Consider the following 17,840-nt stretch of genomic DNA (forward strand, 5'->3'; position numbering starts at 1 on the left):
AAATACCATGGACAATAATTTGCAAGACTATTCACATAAGCGCTATAACATACTTACTGGCGAATGGGTATTGGTGTCGCCACATAGGGCGAAACGCCCGTGGCAAGGCCAGAACGAAGCGGTATCTAATGAGGAGCGGCCTGCCCACGACCCAAACTGCTATTTATGTGCAGGCAATACAAGAATTAATGGCGAGCAGAATCCTGATTATAAAGATGTCTTTATTTTTACCAATGATTTTGCTGCGTTACAGACTACTTCACCTGTGTTTTCTGTAAACGAAGGGTTGTTTATAGCAGAAAGTGAGCAAGGTATTTGCAAAGTCGTTTGTTTTAGCCCAGACCACTCAAAGAGTTTGGCAGATATGGCCGTGGAAGATATTAATAAGGTGGTTAAAGCATGGCAAAAGGAATACCTCTTATTAAGTTCAAATGAGCTTATCAATTATGTGCAGATCTTTGAAAATAAGGGCGCAGTTATGGGCTGCAGCAATCCGCATCCACATGGGCAAATTTGGAGTCAATCCACGCTTCCCAATGAAGTTGAGAAGAAAGATCAGCATCAACAAGCTTATTACAGCAAGAATAAAAGTAGTCTCTTGGGAGATTATCTAACGCAGGAACTGAAAGCGAATGAGCGTATCATTTATCAAAATGATGATTTTGTGGTACTCACACCATTCTGGGCCGTTTGGCCATTTGAAACCATGATTGCACCTAAAAAGAATTACAAAGATATTTCAGAACTTTCAGATGGTGAAAGTTTGGCTTTTGCGGATGCTATTTCGAAAATCACTAAAGCTTATGACAAGCTATTTCAGACGTCATTTCCTTATTCGAGTGGCATTCATCAAGCACCAACCAACGGCGCGTCTAATGACCATTGGCATTGGCACATGAGTTTTTATCCGCCATTATTGCGAAGTGCTACCGTAAAGAAATTTATGGTAGGTTATGAGATGTTTGGATCCCCACAAAGAGATATTACAGCAGAACAGGCAGTGGAGAGGCTCAAAGCGTTAATATCGTAATCCATTCACCAAATCTGCAAATCCCGAAGCAGGCTTCCAGTCTGATTCTGGTTCAAAATACTGCCATAGATAGGCCGAAATAACTCTTTGCAATTCCCATGCTTTATTATCAAAGCCCCAGGATTCATCGGTGTTGTTTTGAGTGGCGATGTAAAACACGTAATCACCATGCGGGGCATTGACCATGACCAATTCAGATCGTGATTTATTGACCATGCCCTGTTTGGCAGCGGTTTGAACGAAAGGTGGAATTTGCGAAAGCGAATAATCCGTATAAAAGGAATTAGACATAATGCGGTACATTTCATCACTCGACGCGGCATCAACCAAAGTTCTTTTTCTCATTTTTATCATTAATGAGGCCATTTCACGCGGTGTGGTCTGTCCCCATCCGTAAGTTTCCCAATCTTTGGTGCGGCCTTCCGTTCGGCTGTTGACTCTAGTGTGTGCCAAGCCTAGATCTGCCATGGTTTTATTAATTTCCAATCCTCCACCCACAAGTTCCTGGCACCATAGCGAGGTCGTGTTATCGCTCATTGTGATCATCAATGAGGCCAAGGTGCGAAGGTCCGTAACGGTACTGTCCTTGTAAAATTGCATTAAACCAGAACCACCATATTTTCTTTTCGCATCATAAACCAAGGTGTCTTTAAGATGTAGTTTTCCTGCTTTGATCTGTTTGAATACTTCAATCAAAATGGGAACTTTCACGATACTGGCCGTTGGAAAAATGGTATCGGCATTGATCCCAGCTTCTTGATCCGTTTTAAGATTATAGACGTAAATTCCTACATCGCCTTTAAAATCTTTTACGAGACTTTGGAGCCCTTTTTCCAATATTTTATCAGATTGTTGGGCCATGAGTAAGAAATTGCATGAAAAAAAGAGAAACAGACTGCATATTGATATTCGTTTCATAAGTGCTAAGTATTCGTTAGAAAGACAATAATTTACAAAATTTTATAATCACTCTTTTGCTTTGATGAATTTCGGATTGATATATAGCTTCCCATCTTTCAATTTCTGCCAATAAATTTTCATATCGGCGTTTATTTCTGGAGCCATAATATACAATCCTATGATATTTGGAAAGGACATGGCAAGAATCATCATATCGGCGAAACTTAAGACGGCACCTAAGCTTACGGATGCTCCCAACACTACGAAAACTAAATACATGACTTTATAAACCAACTCCAGTTTTTTGCTCCTTCCAAAGAGGTAGCTCCAAGAACGCATGCCATAATACGACCAGGAAACCATGGTGGAAAATGCAAATAAAACCACAGCAATCGCCAGTACAGCAGGAAACCAAGAAACAACAGTTCCGAAGGCATCTGCGGTAAGTTCTACACCGCCCATGCCGCTGCTTGTTTCGTGTTTACCAGTGAAAATCAATACGAGTGCGGTCATGGTACAGACCAGCATGGTATCAATAAAAGGTTCAATCAACGAGGTGAACCCATCGGCAACTGGATGATTCGTTTTGGAGGCACTGTGCGCTATTGCCGCCGAACCTACACCTGCTTCACTAGAAAATGCAGCACGCTGTAACCCTATGATGAGCACCCCAATAAAACCACCTTTCATAGCTTGTGCAGAAAAAGCACCATCAAAAATGGCTACAAAGGCACCACCAAGAAATTCGAAATGATAACCGATCACCACCAAACATCCCACCACGTAAAAAATGGCCATTACGGGAACTACTTTTGCGGTTACATTGGCAATACTTTTAATGCCGCCAATAATCACGGCACCAACCAAAATAGCAAAAACAATTCCGAACCAAAACCCTTGACCCTGTAAAACGGGAATCTGCTCTGATACGATTTTAAAAGCTTGATTTGACTGCAACATATTACCGCCGCCAAATGAGGCGCCTACCCCAAGTACGGCAAAAAGTATGGCTAAGAACTTTCCTAAACGCTTAAGGTTTTTCTTTTCAAGCCCGTAACGCAAATAGTTCATGGGCCCGCCGAATATGCGGCCTTCTTCATCAATAAACCGATACTTCACGCCCAAGGTACATTCGGCAAACTTTAAGGACATTCCAAAAAATCCGGCGAGAAACATCCAGAACGTTGCTCCCGCACCACCAAGGGAAATGGCCACGGCAACTCCAGCAATATTTCCCAATCCCACTGTGGCCGATACAGCGGTGGCCATGGCTTGAAAATGCGTTATCGTGCCAGGAGCATCGGGATCGTCATACTTTCCTCTTGCCAAATCCAAAGAATGTTTAAAACCACGAATATTGACAAACTTCAATCGCAACGTAAAGAAAATACTGCCTAAAATAAGCCAGACCACAATAAAAGGAATCGTACTGGTTTTGATATCGCCATTGGGATGTAAAAGCGGCTGTGGTGTTTGAAAATTGATTAATGCCAAGACTGGAACACTGTAGGAACCTGGTTCAGGTTTGCTTGAAATTGTAGTGCCTTCTTCAATGACGTATTCTAAAACACCCGTATCTGGAGCATAGACGGATAATTCTACATTGAGATGGCTTTCCAACAAAGCGATTTTTTCGCCTTTTTTTACTTGGCTCCCATCGGTCACTAGCCATTTTTTCAAATGGTATTCCCCCTCGCTGGATGGATCATGTAATGGGGTTTTAATATTTTTATGGGAGGTATAAACTACAGGATCATATATTCCGAGAGATGCAAAGGCATCCCAAAATAGAACGGCACCTAGTACATCTACCGCAGGCTGTACGCTACTATTGAAAATCTCGGTAATAGATTTTGCAGGAATGGTGAATTGCTTGGTAATCGTGTTTCCATTGGCATCGGTAATGATCACCGAATGTTCCATGCCCTCAATTAGGCCAAAAGATTCTGAAGAATCTAAGGCCGTATTTATATTACTCCATTTGTATTGATAGGGGGGGAGTCCGCCATCGACTGTTACTTTCGCCACGCCATTATTAATTTCGGAAGAAGGGTTGATCAGTTCCAATTGTACGGTCATTTTGCCGTCAGGTTGAACTTGAGCTATAACATTTGAAAAGGTTATCAATAAGAACGTCAAAAGGGCAAAGAGCCTGTGTTTTATCTTCAAAATAGTTCAGTGTTTTCGGTTTATATATTGAAAATCACAATTTAGTGATTACCAGAAGTCCTCCCAAGATATTTGGGGTGTTTTTTTGCAATTGAGAAAAATGACAATTTGATAAATGAAATTTATGTGATTTATTTCTTGATGAGAGATAGTTTGTTGCACAATAAATGTCTAATAATATCAGTGAAAAAATCATCTCTTCTCAGCTGGAAAGTAATTGTTACTGTTGATTTATTCTTTTTCATGTTTAACGCTACCATTCATTTCCTTTTTAAATCTAATGTATGAATAGACCACAGGTACGAGCGCGAGTATTGTCGTGATGATAAGAAACAGGGTAAAATTCTGCTTATTGTCTAACATCAAACTCGACAGAACAACAATAATTCCACCTATAAACCACAGCTTCCCGCCTAATTTATGAGTCTCTTTCCAAACTCTTTCGTTTTCAAGAGTCCATGGTGTTCTAATTCCTATAAAGTAATTATGCTTGATCGTTTTAAAAAAATTTCCAAGAATGATGTATAATACGCCAATTAATAATATCATATAATTGGGATTGTCAAAAGATTGGTTTTTGGCTGAATAGAGAATAAACAGAGCAAGTATAGACATTAAAATGGTCATCAAAGTTTTTAGAGTATGAAGTTTGTTGCCCATTTTATTTAGTTTCTTTTTAGGGTCAATTCTGGGAATGACCAAAAAAATGACATACACCAGTAAAGGAAGTAGAATGGGAATAAGTAGAAGTTCTATTTTTTCCCCATAACGATCTATTTCGCCTGAACTATTCCAATGTACTGGGACTTTTTCAGGCAATTGATTCCAGATATAAGCTAAATAAGCAAAGGGTAATAATACAATTGCTATGAATGGCAATTCTTTTTTAAGTTTCATATATCAGTTTTTTAAAGTTAGAATCCAGTTTAGTAAATCTTCAAGAATGGTTGTGTTTAAAGAATATTCGACGAATTGACCTTTTTTCTCACTGGTTATCAAATCTGCTCTTTTTAGAATATCAAGGTGGTGTGAAATGCTTGGTTTTGAAATATTGAATTGGTCTGAAATCTCTCCAGCATTCATATCTCTTTCTTTCAATAATTCTATAATTTTTCTCCTCGTTTCGTCATTAAGAGCTTTAAATAGAGAATTCATTTTTAATTTAGTTATTTAGATAAATATCTAAATATTATTTCAAATAACCAAATGTTTTTATTTGAAGAGAAGTAATCAAACCGTTATGACTTGCATTCGGGCAATTAGTAGAAGCATATAGGATACGATATATGAAGCAGTTAAATTATTCGGATTTCACTTTTACTTGAGTTTTGCCATCTTCGTTTGGGATCTCAGAAACTAAAAAGACGGATTTATCTTTTTTAAATTCGGAAAACTCAAAATTTTCAAGGCCGGTGTAGGTATATCCTTTTGAAACCAGTTGGTCCTTAATTTCTTGAACATCATAATTTTTTGCAAGAGAGACATCTAAAGCATTGGACTTGTCATTTGATGACATCACCGTAATGACAACAGTATTGTCCAAGTCGTGCTTATAAGTTTTTCCGTAGGTGCTTTGCAGATCGTCTTTATTATTTCTGATTTTTTTAAATCCGTAATAGTCAATCATATACTTGTCTAATGAAGCGAAAGATTTGGTTGTTAGATTTTCCAAAAGTGTGATATCCAAATCTTGGGACAGAGCAGCATTGGCTAAAGAAAGACATAAGGCTAAGGTGAGGAATTTTTTCATGAGGGTTGTTTTTTGTTGAAAATGGTAATTAAAGATGAAGAATTAGTGTGTTGACTATGCAAATTAAGAAAAAATGATGAGGTTCAGATTAAAGATATTGTAATTTATGGCATTGTCGATCTTAGACAAAATCGAGAATAAAAAAAGCTCCAACATTTCTGTTGGAGCCTTTGTTGTACTCAAGGCGGGAATCGAACCCGCACGTCTCGCGACATTGGATTTTGAATCCAACGTGTCTACCAATTCCACCACTTGAGCAAGGATGTACTAAATAGGACTGCAAAATTATAAAATATTTTTCTACAAACAACTAAAATATCTTTCTTTTATACTTTTTCTGTCCAATTAAATTCTTAAATTTGCAGCCTGTTAAAGAAAACGGGGATTAACTCGTTATAAAACACTCTATTACAATGCCTAATTTTGTTACAGAAGCCAAGATTTTTGCGTGTTCACAGAGCACAGAACTTGCTGAGAAAATTGCAGCGACCTTTGGTGCGCCTTTAGGTAAGGTTATTACGTCCACCTATAGTGATGGGGAGTTTCAGCCATCTTATGAAGAGTCGATAAGAGGGACTCGAATTTTTATCATCGGATCTACACATCCTGGTCCTAAGAATTTAATGGAAATGTTATTGATGATTGACGCCGCAAAGCGTGCATCGGCAAGACATATCACAGCAGTTTTACCTTATTTTGGTTGGGCAAGACAAGACAGAAAAGACAAACCAAGAGTGCCGATTGCAGCTAAGCTTGTAGCAAAAATGTTGGAAGCAGCTGGAGCAACCCGAATTATAACTATGGATTTGCACGCTGATCAAATCCAAGGCTTTTTTGAAAAACCAGTAGATCATTTATTTGCATCCACGGTGTTTCTACCTTATTTGAGAAGTCTGAATCTGGATAATTTGACCATTGCTTCACCAGATATGGGCGGTTCCAAAAGAGCTTATGCTTATTCTAAAACAATGGAAAGTGATGTGGTTATCTGTTATAAGCAACGCGAAAAAGCCAATGTCATTTCTCACATGGAGTTGATTGGTGATGTTACTGGTAAAAATGTGGTATTAGTAGATGATATGGTGGATACCGCAGGCACACTGACCAAGGCTGCAGATTTGATGATGGAACGCGGTGCATTAAGCGTAAGAGCTATTTGTACACATCCTATTTTATCTGGAAATGCTTATGAACGCTTGGAAAACTCTAAACTGGAAGAGTTGATCGTTACAGATTCGATTCCTTTAAAACAAAAAAGCGATAAGATTAGAGTGATCAGTTGCGCCGATTTGTTCGCTGGAGTGATGCATAACGTACATTATAATAAATCTATCAGCTCTAAGTTTTTAATGTAATAGGCCCATCCCAAAGGGAAGGAGAGTATGGTTATCAACGATAATAAATAATAGTAACAATTAATAAATAATTTTCAAATGAAAACGACTTGGAGCAAAACACTTCGTTTTGTTTCAAAATAGTTTCCATAATACCATTAAATAACAATAAATAAACAATTATGAAATCAATTACAATCAACGGATCTCAAAGAGAAAGCGTGGGCAAAAAAGCAACAAAAGCCTTACGTAATGCTGGTCAGGTTCCTTGCGTATTATACGGAGGAGACGAACCAGTGCATTTCTCAGCACCTGAATTAGCTTTCTCTAAACTGGTTTATACGCCTAATGCGCATACAGTTGTGATTGCCATGGAAAATGGGACGTCTTTTAACGCGATTATGCAAGACATTCAATTTCACCCAGTATCTGACAGAATTCTTCACGTCGACTTTTATAAGTTATATGAAGACAAAGAAATCATGATGGAAATTCCTGTGCACATCATTGGAACTTCAAAGGGAGTGCTGAATGGTGGGGTTTTACAGAGAAATCAACGTAAGCTTAGAATAAAAGCTATCCCAGCAAATTTACCAGATTTTATAGAGGTGGATATTACACCTTTAAAAATTGGAAGTAAAATGTACATTACTGAATTGGAAAATTCTGACTATAAATTCTTACACCCAGACAATACCGTAGTATGTCAAGTAAGACGTTCTAGAGCAAGTATTGCTGAGTTTGAAGGAGAAGATGAAGACGAGCTTGAAGAAGGAGCAGAAGGTGCAGAAGGAGCAGAAGCAACTGCTGAAGGCGCTGAAACACCAGCAGAAGGTCAAGAGTAAATCTTGTTTTGCAATATATTTAAAAGCATTCTGTTTATTCAGGATGCTTTTTTTTAGTGAAACCCATATTCCAAAAGCCGAAGGCGCATTGGAATATGTTGGTTGAACTAATCCCGCCTTTTCGGCGGGATCTCTAAGTTTTATGCTATTATTTAAGTTTTAAAAAGCCGAAGGCGCATTGGAATATGTTGGTTGAACTAATCCCGCCTTTTCGGCGGGATCTCTATGTTCTGCGCTATTAATTAGGTTGTCAAAAGCGGAGCGCATTGAGTTTTGTGGGGGTGTCCAAAACTTATGGGGATGATACCAATTTTTGTTAGATACCCACTAATACCTTTTATTTTCCCAATTGAAAATTGTTTATCGCAATCATTCTGAGTTTTTCTCAAAAAAAGGTTATTTTTCAGTTTGACAAACATGTTTTAAAATGGAACTTACATGCTCAGTTTTTTACACAAATTTTTTAAATCTTCAAAAAACGCAACCTCGGTTGAAGAAAATACTATGAAAAAATATCTCATTGTAGGTTTAGGTAATATTGGTAGTGATTATGCCAATACACGCCATAATATTGGATTTAGAATCTTGGACCATTTGGCAAAAAAGGAGAGTTTAAGTTTTGAAACCCAGAAGTTGGGTGACGTTGCCATATATAAATTTAAAGGGCGACAGTTTATCTTATTAAAACCCAGCACTTATATGAATTTGAGTGGGAAAGCTATCGTTTATTGGATGAATAAAGAAAACATCCCCCTTGAAAACCTATTGGTAATTACGGATGATTTGAATTTGCCTTTTGGCACCATTCGACTAAAGACCAAAGGAAGTGATGGTGGTCACAACGGATTAAAAGACACACAAGACAAATTGCAGACTACCAACTATAACCGCTTTAGGTTTGGTATTAGCGATGCTTTCAGTCAGGGGAGGCAGGTCGATTATGTTTTGGGAGAATGGACCCAAGAAGAAGAAGCAAAATTGCCGGAACGCCTGGACAAAGCTTTCGAACTGATAAAATCATTCGGAACCGCTGGTATAAATATTACGATGAATACGTTCAATGGCCAGTAGAATACGATTTGTCTGTTCTTTTCGTAAGCATTTTGCGCACTGAATTTTTTCTGAGGCTTCTTGCTATAAATAACGTTCAATTAACAACTTTTTAAAAAGCTTAACGATTACGAAACGTTAAGTTAACATTGGAGTCAGTTCTTTGCCTTGAAAAGAACTGATATTAATGGCACTTCAACCAACACTTTTGGTATTGTTTTTTGTTACGTTTTCAATTATCCATGCCCAAGAGTTAGATGCTCCTAAGTTTGGAGATGGTATCCTTAATCTTAAAGGAAAAGATAGTGCCTGGTCCATGAAAGTTGGCATGCAGTTACAATTTCAGGGATTTGCTCAATGGGAAGAAGAAGATTCCAATTTCTCTCATACAGAAACTAATTTTCTGATCAGAAGGGCACGCCTCAAATTTGACGGCTTTGCCTACTCACCCAAATTAACTTACAAAATAGCTATTGGTCTTTCCAATAGAGATATTTCTGGAGCCTCAAAATACACTTCCAATGCGCCGCGATACATCTTGGATGCGGTAATGAAATGGAATTTTTATGAAAATTTCGAATTGTGGTTCGGACAAACAAAACTTCCTGGAAATAGGGACTATCTCACTTCTTCAGGCAATCTTCAATTAGTCGATCGGTCGCTTTTGGATGGCACCTACGCTATTGAACGAGATCTCGGATTTCAATTAAGGCATCATTTTAAACTTTCAGATAATTTTATCATTAAGGAGGCATTTGCATTATCCCAAGGTGAAGGACGTAATATTACTTCTGGCAACATTGGCGGTTTTCAATATACATCGCGATTGGAATTCCTTCCTTTAGGTGATTTTATAAAAAACGGAGACTATGTAGGAGGTGATCTCTATAGGGAACCCGCTCCTAAATTAGCATTCGGTGTCACCTATGACTTTAACAATAATGCGGTGAAAACACAAAGCAATCGAGGGACATATATGATTACAGATACAGGATTTTACGAGACTAATATTTCGACGTTGTTTATTGATGCGATGTTTAAGTATCAAGGATTTTCACTGATGGCTGAATATGCGGATAGAACTGCTGCTGATCCGTTGGCTAAAAATTCTGATGGTTCTCTTACCGGTGATGTCGTTCAAATAGGAAACGGCTTAAATTTTCAGGCAGGTTACGTGTTTGAAAGTAATTGGGAAGTTACTGGAAGGTATACAAATATTGAATTTGACAATGATATCACATTGAAAGATTCCAAAAACCAGTACACTTTAGGCGTATCAAAATATATTTTAGGTCATAAATTAAAAGTTCAATCTGATGTGAGCTATTTAGCGATGAACCTATCAAATGATGAATTGATGTGGCGATTGCAATTTGCCATTCATTTTTAAGAAATAACATTGAGGTAACATAGCTTTCAATAACTGTAAGGATATTTGCAAACTATTTTAAACTAAATTATGGACAATATTTACTTATACATGATCATTGCCTTAGCCATCTTAGCAGTTGCTGATTTGGTAGTTGGTGTCAGCAATGATGCCGTCAATTTTTTAAACTCGGCAATGGGTTCAAAAGCGGTTTCTTTTCGAACGCTCATGATTGTTGCCAGTCTTGGAATTGGAATTGGTGCGATATTTTCAAGTGGGATGATGGAAATCGCCCGGAGTGGTATCTTCCATCCTGAGCAATTTATGTTCAGCGAGATTATGATCATTTTTATGGCGGTCATGCTCACAGATATTTTACTGTTGGATTTCTTTAACTCCATTGGGCTACCCACGTCTACGACGGTTTCTATTGTATTCGAATTACTTGGAGCAGCTGTGGCGATGACCCTGATTAAAATCAGTCATAGTGGTGCAGGTTATATTGAGGTATTCGACTATATCAATACAGACAAAGTATCCGAAATTATCTTCGGAATATTACTTTCTGTCGTTGTGGCTTTCTCTATCGGTGCCTTTGTACAATGGGTGGCGCGTTTATTGCTTTCTTACGATTTTGAAAAGAAAGCCAATTGGGTAGGTGCTTTATTTGGAGGCTTTGCTTTGACTTCCATAACCTATTTCATTTTTATAAAAGGTATTGGTGGCACCAACTTTGCCAACGAGAGCTATGATCTCATTGGAGGTGAAACCATAAAGGAGTTTTTAGAACATCAAGTATTTTATATTGTTAGCATAAGCTTAGTTTTTTGGGTATTGTTGTCTTATGCTGTGATTGAGTTTTTGAAGACTAACATTTATAAATTAGTCATTTTGGTCGGTACTTTTGCGTTGGCATTAGCTTTTGCGGGCAATGATTTGGTCAACTTTATCGGGCCTACGATAGGTGCATTTCAAGCCTATTCCGACTTTATGAATCCGGCTGTCAATACATTGGGGCTGTCTGCTTCAGAGTTTTCTATGACGAGTTTGGGCGAATCGGCTGCAACGCCTACATTATTATTGTTTTTGGCCGGCGTGATCATGGTCATAACGCTTTGGTTTTCATCAAAAGCTAAAAACGTAGTAAAAACATCGATTGATCTGTCAAGTCAAGGAGAAACTAAAGAGCGTTTTCAACCCAACTATTTGTCAAGAGTGTTCGTTAGGGTAGCTATGGGATTATCACAGGCGTCCTCGTATGTGCTACCTAAATCCTGGGAAGCTAAGATTGACAAACAGTTTGAGCCTCCTGTAATTCAGTTGGCAAGAGATAAAGTACACGAATTGCCTTCTTTTGACTTGGTGAGAGCCGCCGTAAACCTCATGGTTGCAGCAGTGTTGATTGCTATTGCAACGTCTTGGAAATTGCCTCTGTCAACCACTTATGTAACCTTCATGGTGGCCATGGGTTCATCTTTGGCCGACCGGGCTTGGGGAGCTGAAAGTGCTGTTTATAGAGTGGCGGGTGTGATCAATGTTATTGGTGGGTGGTTTTTTACTGCGTTCAGTGCCTTCTTTTCAGCGGCATTAGTAGCTTATTTGTTGAATCTGAACATCAAGGTCATGTTCCCGATTTTATTGTTGTTGGCTTTTGGCTTACTCATCAAGAGTTCCATTGCGCATAGGGAAAAAGTAAAAGAGACCAAAGCTGAAGACCGTTTGAGCAAGACAGAAAGTAGTTCTGTACAGGGCGTGATTTATGAAAGTGCAAAGAACATTGCGAATGTCGTAAAACGTGGGAATAGGATTTATACCAATGCTATTAACGGACTTGCCTTACAGGATCTGTCATTGTTGAAGAAAAACAAAAAGCAAGTGCGAAAGCTCTCTGAGGAGGTAGATGAGCTGCGTGACAATATATTCTATTTTATAAAGAATTTAGACGATTCGAGTGTAGGAGCGAGTAATTTTTACATCAATATTTTAGGATTCTTACAGGATATGACGCAATCTTTGGAATATATTTCAAAAGTGAGCCACAAACACATCCACAACAACCATAAAAAATTAAAGTTCAGTCAAATAAAAGAACTTAAGGAAGTGGATGAACGTTTTGAGCGCTTGTTCAACAATACACGAAATGCTTTTGAATCGCATTCTTTTGAGGAAATAGGGATCATTTTAGGCCGTAAAAAGGAAATTGTATCCTTAGTTACTGATAAGATCCAAAAACAGGTGGAACGTACCCGTACGGAAGAATCGAGTCCAAAAAATACAACCTTATATTTCAGCATTTTGTTGGAGACGAAAGACTTGTTGACCGCTACAATGAACCTTTTGGAAGAGTACTATCTCGCACATGATAGTTCGGTAAAACCAATTCCATTTCCTGATAAGAAGAAATAGAAGAGGATCTGATAGTTAAAAATAAAAAACCCTAAATGGACATGATACATTTAGGGTTTTTCATTTCCATTAATGGGTTTTAATTACCGGAGTCTTGCCTCGATCGAAAAAGATAATTTAAGACTCATACCTGGTGGACTTACCGACTTTGACGTTCGGACGAGCTCCGAGCTTCTTGATGGGCATCCAAACATTATTGTGAATGGTTGGACCATAAGATAAAAAAGACCAACAGAACAGTGTCCGTTGGTCTTTTAATATTACTTCTTTAATGGCGATTATTCTGCCAATTCATGATCCAAATCTTCGTTAACCGATCTTATTTTGGAACGCAGCCACATTTTAAACTTCGTAACTAAAAAGAATAAAATCGGTACGACGATCAATGTTAGGAATGTTGCAATCAACAAACCGTAAATAACCGTCCAAGCCAAAGGTCCCCAGAATACAACGTTATCCCCACCCATATAGATGTCGGCGTCAAATTCTTTGAATAATGAAAAGAAGTTGATGTTTAGACCAATAGCCAAAGGCACTAATCCTAAAATAGTCGTAATAGCCGTTAATAAAACAGGTCGTAAACGTGCTTTCCCGGCCTTAACAATGCTTTCAAAAAGATCATCAATTTCTAAATAATCACTTTTATCAATGTCGAGTTCGAATTTTTTACGATCGATAAGCAATTCGGCGTAATCCAAAAGAACGACCCCGTTATTGACTACAATTCCTGCCAAGGAAATGATTCCAACCATGGTCATCATAATCACAAAAGCACTTCCTGTAACCACAATACCACCAAAGACACCAATAAGGCTCAAAAATATCGCCAACATGATAATGGTAGGCTTTGATATGGAGTTGAATTGGAAAATAAGAATAAAGAAAATCAATCCAAGACCGGTTAAAAATGCTCCTACCAAAAATGTCATTTGTTTCTGCTGCTCTTCAATCTGTCCTGTATAATCAATTTTGATGTTTTCAGGCATACCTTCATAGCTTTTCATTTCATTTTGAATTTGTGCTACAATGGCGCCTGCATCCGTGAAACCAGGAGTTAGTGCTGAATAGACGGTAACCACACGATTGGTTCCCTTATGTTTTATCGCACTAAATCCTGAAGTGTTCTCGTATTTAATGAGCGTAGACAATGGGATGTCCTTGATCTGACCTTTATTGTCCCTGAACGTGATATTTTGGTTAAATAGTGCATTTAGATTATACCGGTTCTCTTCATTAAAGCGGACGTAAATATCATAATTATCACCTGCTTCTTTGTAGATTCCTGCTTTAGCGCCAAATATTGAGTTGCGCAATTGCTGCCCAATCTGAGCGGCACTGACGCCAAGCTCCCCTGCTTTTTCCCGATCTATGGTCACACGCATGGTTGGCTTGTCCTTATTGACATCAATTTTAAGCTCGTCAATGCCCGCAACATTTTTGGCGTTTATAAATTCGCGCATATTTTCGGCAGTGACGATCAATTCATTATAATCTTCACCTTGAATTTCTATATTGATCGGAGCACCCACAGGTGGACCATTAGCATCTTTTTCTACCGAAATCAGCACCCCAGGATAGATGCCTACCAAAGCTTCCTGAACTTTTTGGCGCAGAAGTTCACTGTCGGCACCTTTTCGGTATTTATATTCACGCATGGAAGCTGTGATTTTTGCCTTGTGCGGCATTTCTGCAGCCGATCCCATATCTGCTTGAGGGTCTCCTGCACCTTCGCCAACTTGAGATACTGCACTTTCTACCAAAAAGTTATAATCGCCGTCTCGATATTGATCATCATTGATGACGCCATAAACACGCTTCTCAATCAGCTTCGTAATGGCATTGGTTTTTTCAATAGCGGTACCTTGAGGGTATTCAATATAGACAATGATTTGGTTGGGTTTGTTGTCTGGGAAAAACTCCACTTTTGTACGTTGTGATCCCAAAGAAGCACCAAATCCCACAAATGCCAAAATCAATAAAGCAAAAGTACCAAGGCTTAAAATGTAAGGCATCTTTCCGGAAAGGGCGCTACGCAGCTGACGCTCATACCAATTCTCTAATTTAACGAGTGTGCTGTTTTGAAAACTGTTGGCCCATTTTCTTAAGAAGAAACGATATACCCAAAGCATGATGGCAGTAAATATCATTAACGAGCCGAGCGCACGGTATTCACCAGCCACAAAAAACACAATTAATCCAAGGATAGCCATCACACTTGTGGTGATGATAATGCGTTTTAAAGGCATGTTCTTATCTTCGATACTCATAAATTGAGACACCAAAACCGAGTTGAAAAATATAGCAACAAACAATGAGGATCCAAGAACCACCGATAGGGTAATTGGTAAGATCATCATGAATTCACCCATTATGCCTGGCCACAATCCTAAGGGGATAAATGCCGCTACCGTTGTAGCCGTTGAAATGATAATAGGAAAGGCAATCTCTCCAATACCTTTTTTGGCTGCCTCCACACGAGTCATGCCTTCTTCATCCATCAGACGATAGACATTTTCAACCACTACAATCCCGTTATCAACTAACATTCCGAGACCCATGATCAGTCCGAAAAGTACCATCGTATTCAAACTATGGCCTAACAAATTTAAGATCATTAAGGACATGAACATGGACATCGGAATAGCAAATCCGACAAAAATAGCATTTTTGAACCCTAAGAAGAACATCAGGACGGTAACTACCAAGATGACTCCAAAAATAATATTGTTTACCAAGTCGTCAACCTGGCCAATAGTTACAGAGGATTGATCATTGGCAATAGAAACTTTCAGGTCTGGCGGGAAGACTTCAGCCTTAGCTTTATCAACAATAACCATAATCTGTTCTACCGCATCAACCATGTTTTTTCCGGCCCGTTTTTTAACGTCCAACATGACCACAGGATCTCCAAATTCGCGTGCAAACGTGGTTCTATCCTCTTCATGGAAAGTTACGGTGGCAACGTCCTTAAGGTAGATGGCGTTTCCATCTTCGGACTTTACAACAAAGTTTTCCAATTCTTTAGGCGAGTCAATTTCACCCAACACACGAATGGTACGTCTTTGACCACTAGCGACTAAATTTCCAGCAGACATGGTGATATTCCCATTTTTGATGGCACCTATAATATCATTGAAAGTGACCTGGGAGGCCATCATTCTGTAGATGTCCACGGCAACTTCTATCTCTTTTTCCTGAGCGCCACGAATGTCCGCTTTTTTAATTTCTTGAATATCTTCAATTTCATCCTGAAGGTATTCTGCAAATTCCTTAAGTTTTTCAACCGTGTAATCTCCCGAAATATTGATGTTTAGAATCGGCATTTCTTCAGAGAGACTCATTTCAAACACATCAGGTACAACTTTCGCATCATTAAAAGTTGGCCAATCTTCACTGGCGGTTTCACTGTCTATTTCATCCTTTACTTTTTGTTTGGCTTGTTCTACAGTAATATTCTCATCAAATTCGACAACGACCATAGAGAAATCTTCTTGAGATGTGGAGGTGATTTCAACCACATTACTTAAGGTTTTTAACTTATCTTCAAGCGGATCTGTGATGAGTTTTTCAATGTCTTCAGCAGTATTTCCAGGGAAAATGGAGCTTACAAAAACTTTAGTGATGTTGACTTCCGGGAAACTCTCACGAGGCATGCTGAAAAATGCTGAAATCCCTAAATAGAAAATCACGGCAATTAGCACGTACATGGTTGTTTTATTGGTAATTGCCCATGAAGACAAGCCAAATTCTTTTTCCACTTGTTTTTTCTTCTTAGCCATTCGTATTGTTGTCTAGTATTAATACTTCTACGGTTTGCCCGTCTTTTACGCTTCTCGCGCCTTCTTGAATCAATTCGGCATTACTTTCTATCCCTTCCAAAACCTCAATCAAATCGCCTTGGGTCCGTCCCGTTTTGATGATTACCCGAGTAGCTGTGCCTTGATTTTTATCGTTTTTGTTTTTAACAACATAGACGTATTGCTCACCTTCGGCATTCTCAGAAATAATGCTCTGCGGAATCAAAACTGCATCCTTATTGGTGTAATCGTTGATTTTGAGACGTACGGTTAAATTTGGTTTGAATGATTTATCCTTGTTAGGAATGGCAACCTCTGCTTTAAATGTTCTGTTGGAAGGGTTGATCACATTGCTGGTTTGACGTACTTTAGCATTTATCGTTTTGCCGAGTATTGGAAAATTGACTTCTACGTCTTTTCCTACAGTAATAGTGCTTAGGTGACGCTCAGGGACTTCAGTTTCAATATACATATTGTCTAAGTTGACTATGCGCATTAATTCCGTTTGTCCCGCCGCAACAACGCTACCTTGTTCTGTTATCACCGCATCAATTGTCCCTGAAAAAGGCGCTTTTACGATAGTTTTTGCTATTTGTTGCTGTATTTGGTTAACGGCCTCAACCTGTCCTTCATAAGTGGATTTCGCTTGAAGAAATTGGATTTCACTTCCAATCTTTTGATCCCACAGTCTTTTTTGACGCTCAAAGGTTGTTTGCGCTAAATCTGTTTGAATTTGCTGTTGTGCCAATTGTTGGCTCAAACCACCATCATCGATTTTGCCAAGAGTCTGGCCTTTGCTGACCCATTGCCCTTCTTTTACATAGACATTGGTAAGGATACCGCTATACTCAGGTGTTATGACCATTAAATCTTTTGTAGTGACATTGCCCTGTAGTTCCAATACGTGATTGAATTCTTCAGGAGTGGCTTTAAAAGTGGTGATGAGCGGAACGTTTTTGGTGGTATCCAAAACGGAAATCTTTTCATCAAGCAACACGATCTTGCCATGAAGAACTTGTTGTTCATCTACAAGTTCTGCTCTCTTTTTTCTGATGGTTTCAAGATCATTGCTTTCCAAAGCTTTTTCAACCGTGTTTTTTTTGCCTTCACCGCAGGAGGTCAGGAGAATACTTAATGTTAAGATGGTGAGTATGTATTTCATTTTTGATTGATTTAATGGATTAAGGTGT

Annotated in this window: 13 protein-coding genes and 1 tRNA gene; 6 read left to right on the forward strand and 8 right to left on the reverse strand. The window is 38.6% G+C overall.

Annotation, left to right across the window (positions count from 1 at the left end; genetic code table 11):
• The first annotated feature begins 7 nt into the window (after window positions 1-7).
• Window positions 8-1,030, forward strand: coding sequence for a UDP-glucose--hexose-1-phosphate uridylyltransferase (locus tag J4051_RS02160; RefSeq protein WP_208232105.1), 1,023 nt, complete (start codon window positions 8-10; stop codon window positions 1,028-1,030).
• On the opposite strand, the gene J4051_RS02165 is transcribed toward J4051_RS02160, so the two are convergent.
• The 6 genes from J4051_RS02165 to J4051_RS02190 all read right to left on the reverse strand — a co-directional run bounded on the left by J4051_RS02165 (window position 1,019) and on the right by J4051_RS02190 (window position 6,107).
• Window positions 1,019-1,891, reverse strand: coding sequence for a serine hydrolase (locus J4051_RS02165; protein WP_208232107.1), 873 nt, complete (start codon window positions 1,889-1,891; stop codon window positions 1,019-1,021). The two genes, J4051_RS02160 and J4051_RS02165, sit on opposite strands and share 12 nt — an antisense overlap.
• A gap of 105 nt (window positions 1,892-1,996) precedes the next feature.
• Complete coding sequence (locus J4051_RS02170) at window positions 1,997-4,009, reverse strand: amino acid carrier protein (RefSeq protein ID WP_208232357.1); 2,013 nt, start codon at window positions 4,007-4,009, stop codon at window positions 1,997-1,999.
• Between the two features lie 321 nt (window positions 4,010-4,330).
• On the reverse strand, window positions 4,331-4,996 hold the full coding sequence (locus J4051_RS02175) for an SdpI family protein (protein ID WP_208232109.1): 666 nt from the start codon (window positions 4,994-4,996) through the stop codon (window positions 4,331-4,333).
• Between the two features lie 3 nt (window positions 4,997-4,999).
• Window positions 5,000-5,254, reverse strand: coding sequence for an autorepressor SdpR family transcription factor (locus J4051_RS02180; RefSeq protein WP_208232111.1), 255 nt, complete (start codon window positions 5,252-5,254; stop codon window positions 5,000-5,002).
• Between the two features lie 145 nt (window positions 5,255-5,399).
• Window positions 5,400-5,849, reverse strand: coding sequence for a hypothetical protein (locus J4051_RS02185; RefSeq protein WP_208232113.1), 450 nt, complete (start codon window positions 5,847-5,849; stop codon window positions 5,400-5,402).
• 176 nt (window positions 5,850-6,025) lie between these two features.
• Window positions 6,026-6,107: transfer RNA gene (locus tag J4051_RS02190), tRNA-Leu, on the reverse strand.
• 155 nt (window positions 6,108-6,262) lie between these two features.
• On the opposite strand from J4051_RS02190, the gene J4051_RS02195 reads away from it, so the two are divergent.
• The 5 genes from J4051_RS02195 to J4051_RS02215 all read left to right on the forward strand — a co-directional run bounded on the left by J4051_RS02195 (window position 6,263) and on the right by J4051_RS02215 (window position 12,853).
• Window positions 6,263-7,204, forward strand: coding sequence for a ribose-phosphate pyrophosphokinase (locus tag J4051_RS02195; RefSeq protein ID WP_208232114.1), 942 nt, complete (start codon window positions 6,263-6,265; stop codon window positions 7,202-7,204).
• Between the two features lie 161 nt (window positions 7,205-7,365).
• Window positions 7,366-8,028 carry a 50S ribosomal protein L25/general stress protein Ctc gene (locus J4051_RS02200; protein WP_208232116.1) on the forward strand — a complete coding sequence of 221 codons (663 nt, stop codon included), beginning with the start codon at window positions 7,366-7,368 and terminating at the stop codon, window positions 8,026-8,028.
• 438 nt (window positions 8,029-8,466) lie between these two features.
• Entirely contained in the window at window positions 8,467-9,099 is a 633-nt protein-coding gene (pth, locus tag J4051_RS02205; protein ID WP_208232118.1) for an aminoacyl-tRNA hydrolase, read from the forward strand.
• A 166-nt stretch (window positions 9,100-9,265) separates the two neighbouring features.
• A complete protein-coding gene (locus tag J4051_RS02210) occupies window positions 9,266-10,468 on the forward strand; it encodes a porin (protein WP_208232120.1) in 1,203 nt (400 codons plus the stop codon).
• 69 nt (window positions 10,469-10,537) lie between these two features.
• Window positions 10,538-12,853, forward strand: coding sequence for an inorganic phosphate transporter (locus J4051_RS02215; protein WP_208232121.1), 2,316 nt, complete (start codon window positions 10,538-10,540; stop codon window positions 12,851-12,853).
• Window positions 12,854-13,131: 278 nt separating this feature from the next.
• Here J4051_RS02215 and J4051_RS02220 read toward each other — a convergent pair whose 3' ends face one another.
• Both J4051_RS02220 and J4051_RS02225 read right to left on the reverse strand, forming a co-directional pair.
• Window positions 13,132-16,632, reverse strand: coding sequence for an efflux RND transporter permease subunit (locus J4051_RS02220; protein WP_208232122.1), 3,501 nt, complete (start codon window positions 16,630-16,632; stop codon window positions 13,132-13,134).
• Entirely contained in the window at window positions 16,625-17,812 is a 1,188-nt protein-coding gene (locus J4051_RS02225; protein ID WP_208232123.1) for an efflux RND transporter periplasmic adaptor subunit, read from the reverse strand. Before J4051_RS02225 ends, J4051_RS02220 begins: the two co-directional genes overlap by 8 nt.
• Between the last annotated feature and the right edge of the window lie 28 nt (window positions 17,813-17,840).

This window comes from Gelidibacter pelagius (assembly GCF_017581925.1).
GTDB lineage: Bacteria > Bacteroidota > Bacteroidia > Flavobacteriales > Flavobacteriaceae > Gelidibacter > Gelidibacter pelagius.

Excerpts from the sequence above, each read along its gene's own strand:
- J4051_RS02160 (WP_208232105.1), top strand. The coding sequence starts at position 8 with ATGGACAATAATTTGCAAGACTATTCACATAAGCGCTATAACATACTT.
- J4051_RS02165 (WP_208232107.1), bottom strand. The coding sequence starts at position 1,891 with ATGGCCCAACAATCTGATAAAATATTGGAAAAAGGGCTCCAAAGTCTC.
- J4051_RS02170 (WP_208232357.1), bottom strand. The coding sequence starts at position 4,009 with ATGACCGTACAATTGGAACTGATCAACCCTTCTTCCGAAATTAATAAT.
- J4051_RS02175 (WP_208232109.1), bottom strand. The coding sequence starts at position 4,996 with ATGAAACTTAAAAAAGAATTGCCATTCATAGCAATTGTATTATTACCC.
- J4051_RS02180 (WP_208232111.1), bottom strand. The coding sequence starts at position 5,254 with ATGAATTCTCTATTTAAAGCTCTTAATGACGAAACGAGGAGAAAAATT.
- J4051_RS02185 (WP_208232113.1), bottom strand. The coding sequence starts at position 5,849 with ATGAAAAAATTCCTCACCTTAGCCTTATGTCTTTCTTTAGCCAATGCT.
- J4051_RS02195 (WP_208232114.1), top strand. The coding sequence starts at position 6,263 with ATGCCTAATTTTGTTACAGAAGCCAAGATTTTTGCGTGTTCACAGAGC.
- J4051_RS02200 (WP_208232116.1), top strand. The coding sequence starts at position 7,366 with ATGAAATCAATTACAATCAACGGATCTCAAAGAGAAAGCGTGGGCAAA.
- pth (WP_208232118.1), top strand. The coding sequence starts at position 8,467 with ATGCTCAGTTTTTTACACAAATTTTTTAAATCTTCAAAAAACGCAACC.
- J4051_RS02210 (WP_208232120.1), top strand. The coding sequence starts at position 9,266 with ATGGCACTTCAACCAACACTTTTGGTATTGTTTTTTGTTACGTTTTCA.
- J4051_RS02215 (WP_208232121.1), top strand. The coding sequence starts at position 10,538 with ATGGACAATATTTACTTATACATGATCATTGCCTTAGCCATCTTAGCA.
- J4051_RS02220 (WP_208232122.1), bottom strand. The coding sequence starts at position 16,632 with ATGGCTAAGAAGAAAAAACAAGTGGAAAAAGAATTTGGCTTGTCTTCA.
- J4051_RS02225 (WP_208232123.1), bottom strand. The coding sequence starts at position 17,812 with ATGAAATACATACTCACCATCTTAACATTAAGTATTCTCCTGACCTCC.